Below are 4,106 nucleotides of genomic sequence, written 5' to 3'. Positions count from 1 at the left end.
ATCGCGTCCGTCCCCGACGCCACCAGCTCCCACAACTCCTCAGGCGAGGCCACCCCACCGGGAAACCGGCACCCCATCCCCACGATCACCACCGGGTCAGAGACATCGGTTCCCGTCACGGTCACGAGCGCGGTGCTCTCCTGTGCCGACAGGGCGTCCAGCAGGTGCCCCGCGAGCGCCGCGACGGTGGGGAACTCGAAGGCGACGGTGGGGTGCAGGGTGAGGCCGGTGAGCGCGTTGAGCCGGTTGCGCAGCTCGACGGCGGTCAGTGAGTCGAAGCCGAGTTCCTTCAGCGGCCGGTCCGCGCCCACCCCGTCCGCGTCCTCGCGGCCGAGGACGGCCGCGGCCTGTTCGCGTACGAGCCCGGTGACGATGCGAGACCGCTCGTGTGGCGGTTCGGCCCGCAGCCGCCGCGCCCAGGCGCCGTCGGCCGCCGTCCGCCGGGCCGCGGCGGGCGGCTTGACGATTCCGGAGAACAGGGCGGGCAGGCGGCCCGCGGCCGCCTCGTCCCGCAGCACGCCCTCGTCCAGCGGCGACACCACGGTGTGGGCGTCACGCACCCGTTCGAGCACGTCCAGCGCGCGGCCGGTCTCGACCGGGCCGACACCGTGCCTGGCGAGCCGGGCGCGGTCGGCCGCGCCCAGGTGGGCGGTCATCGCGCTCGCCTCCTCCCACAGACCCCAGGCGACGGCCGTGGCCGGCAGACCGGCACGGCGCCGGTGCTCGGCCAGGGTGTCGAGGAAGGCGTTGGCGGCCGCGTAGTTCGCCTGCCCGGGTACGCCGAATGTGGCCACGGCGGAGGAGAAGAGCACGAAGCCCTCCAGGGGGAGGTCCGCGGTCAGCTCGTGCAGGTGCCACGCCGCGTCCACCTTGGGCCGCAGCGCGACGGCCAGTTCCTCGGTGGTCATCCCGGTGACCGTGGCGTCCGCGAGCAGCCCCGCGGTGTGGATCACCGACCTGAGGGGGCGGTCGGCGGGGATGGATTCCAGCAGTTCCGCCACGACCGCGCGGTCGGTGACGTCGCAGGCCACCACGCTCACCCCGGCTCCTGTCGCGGTGAGTTCCTCGGCCAGAGCCTCGGCGCCCGGCGCTCGCGGCCCCGAGCGGCTCACCAGCAGCAGGTGCGGAGGGTTCGCCGAAGCGGCGAGCCTGCGGGCGACCAGCGCGCCGAGGGTTCCGGTGCCTCCGGTGACGAGGACGGTGCCGGTCGGCGTCCCCACCGGGGATCCCGAGTCGTGAGGGGCGGAGTCGTGAGGGGTGTTCCCGCCGAGGTCGTGGGCGGCGAGTCTGGGCACCAGCAGTTCGCCGCCGCGTACGGCCACCTCGCGTTCGCCGTGCTCGGCGGCGAGCAGCGCGGCGGGGGCGGGACCGTCGACGGTGACCAGGGTGAACCGGCCGGGGTGTTCGGCGGCGGCGGTGCGGACCAGACCACGGACCGGGGCGGACGCGAGGTCGGACTCGGCCACCACGACCGAGAGCCGGATACCGTCGAAACCGGGATGGCGGAGCCAATCCTGGAGCAGCCCCAGGACGGCGGCGGTCCGCTCGTGTGCCTCCGCGACCACGTCGCCCGTCCGCCCGCCCACGGGTACGAGCACGGCCCCGGCGCCGTCCGCCGACAGCAGGTCGTCGACCACGCCGACGTCCCCGTCCGTCGTGACGAGGCCACCTGGGCCACCGGGGCCGTCGGAGCCACTGAAGCCGCCGAGCACGATGACGTTTCCGGGAGCCGGGCCCGTCTCGGCCGGTCGCTCCCAGTCGACCCGGTAGGTCTCGGCCGCGGGGCGGGCCGCGGCGAGTTCGGCGCGGGCGGCCGGGCGGAACGCCACGGACTCGACGGCGCCGACGACCTCCCCTTCCAGGTCCGCGAAGGTGTAGCGGAACCGGGAGGCGCCGAGCGGTTCGATGCGCGCCCGCAGCCCTTCCAGCCCCCGCTTCGCCCCGCCGGTCAGGCGCAGGCCCTCGAAGGCGAACGGCAGGAGAGGGTGGTCCGGGTCGGGGTCGGCGAGTCCGGCCAGCCCGGCCACCACCGGATGCAGAGCGGCGTCGAGCAGTGCCGGGTGAAGGACGAAATCCTCACCCGCGGCACCCCGGACCTCGGCCGCGACGAGCTCGGCGTAGACCGTGCCGTCGCCGGCCCGCCATACGGCGGCCAGCCCCTGGAAGGCCGGGCCGTAGTCGTAGCCGAGCCGGTACAGCCGTGCGTACACGTCGGTGATGTCGACGCTCTCGGCTCCGGGGGGAGGCCACGCGACCCGCGTGGCCCCCGTCGTCCCGGGGGCGAGGGTCCCGGCCGCGTGCCGGGTCCACGGGGCGTTCTCGGACGAGCGCGCGTGCACCTCCACGGTCCGGCGGCCATGATCGTCAGGGGCTGCGACGAGCACCTGCAGCGGCGTCGGGTGCCCGTGGGTGAGGACGAGAGGCGCCTGGACGGTCAGCTCGCGCACCTCTGGGCAGCCGACGAGGTCCCCGGCCCGGGTGGCGAGTTCGGCGAGAACCGTGCCGGGTGCCAGCACGGTACGGAACACCGAGTGGTCGGCGAGCCACCCCTGTGCCGCCGTGTCGAGTCGTCCGGTCAGCACCGCGCCGCCGTCCACGAGCGCGACCATCGCCCCCAGTAGCGGGTGGCGGACGGCGGACGGCCCTAGCCCGGACGCCAGGGCCGAGCCGGCGGAGGGGATGAGCCAGTAGCGCTCGCGCTCGAACCGGTAGGTCGGCAGGTCCACGGCAGAGGTGCCCGTCGTCGTCCAGGAGACGGGGACGCCGCCGAGGTGGGCCACGGCGAGGGCGCGGCGGAACGTCTCCGTGCCGCCCTCGCCGCGCCGCAGCGTGCCGCCCGCCAGCCCGGGCAGGCCCCGCTCGGCGAGGATCTCCTCGACGGCCACGGTGAGCACCGGGTGCGGGCTCACCTCGACGAACCGGTGGTACCCCGCGTCGAGCAGGCCGTGGACGGCGGCTTCGAACTCCACGGTCCCGCGGAGGTTCCGATACCAGTACCCGGCGTCGAGCGTGGCGGTGTCGGCCGGTTCCCCGGTCACCGAGGAGTGGAACGCGATCTCGGCCGGCCTCGGTTCCAGGCCGGTGAGCGTCTCCAGCAGGTCCTCGCGCAGGGGTTCGACGTATCGGGTGTGCGAGGCGTAGTCCACCGGGACGCGGCGGGCGCGCACGCCCTGCTCGTCGCACCACGCGAGCAGCTCGTCGAGGGCGTCCGCGCCTCCCGCGACCACCGTGGAGCGTGGCCCGTTGCGCACCGCGATCTCGATCTCCCCCGGTCGGCGCGCCAGGACCCGGGCCAGCTCGTCGGCGCCCAACGCCACCGACACCATGCCGCCGTTCCCCGCGATGCGGGCTATCGCCCTGCTGCGGAGTGTGACGATCTTCGCGGCGTCCGCCAGCGACAGCGCGCCCGCCACGTAGGCCGCGGCGATCTCGCCCTGTGAGTGCCCGACCACGGCGTCCGGCCGTACTCCGGCGGCGCGCCACATCGCCGCGAGCGACACCATCATCGCGAAGAGCACCGGCTGCACGACGTCGACGCGCTCCAGTGGTGGCGCGCCGGCGTCGCCGCGGAGCACGGCGGTGAGAGACCAGTCGGTGTGTCCGGCGAACGCCTCCTCGCAGGCCTCGATCTCGGCGCGGAAGGTACGGTCGGAGTCCAGGAGCGCGCGGGCCATCTCGGGCCACTGCGATCCCTGGCCGGGGAAGACGAAGACCGTCCTGCCCGGGGCCTTCTCGCCGGTGACGACCTCGTCGTGGAGTTCGCCCCGTGCCAGGGCGCGCAGGGCGGGCAGGTGGTCGGCCAGTACGGCGGCGCCGTGGCCGAGCCGTGCCCTGGAAAGGAGGGTGGCCGCCACGTCGCGCGGGTCCAGCCCCGGATGGGCCTGAAGGTGGTCGGCCAGTGCCCCGGCCTGCCTGCGCAGAGCGGCGGGGCTGTCCCCCGACAGCAGCACGGGGGGAGCGGGCGCGGTCGCGGGCCGATCGGCGTGGCCGGAGACATTCGGTGTCTCGGCGGGGTCGTCGGGTGCCTGTTCGAGGATGACATGCGCGTTGGTCCCACTGATCCCGAACGACGACACCCCCGCCCGCCGCACCCCACCCCCCCGCGG

General features: G+C 75.1%; 1 protein-coding gene. It reads right to left on the bottom strand.

What is annotated here, in order from left to right:
- Positions 1-4,076 (bottom strand): type I polyketide synthase (locus ACIBH4_RS39565; RefSeq protein ID WP_362770381.1); only part of this gene is annotated, 4,076 nt, incomplete at its 3' end.
- Positions 4,077-4,106: the final 30 nt, after the last annotated feature.

Origin of the sequence: Streptosporangium sp. NPDC050284, from assembly GCF_044459525.1 — a bacterium.
Classification (GTDB): Bacteria; Actinomycetota; Actinomycetes; order Streptosporangiales; family Streptosporangiaceae; genus Streptosporangium.
This window is presented reverse-complemented; position numbering and strand designations above follow the sequence as displayed.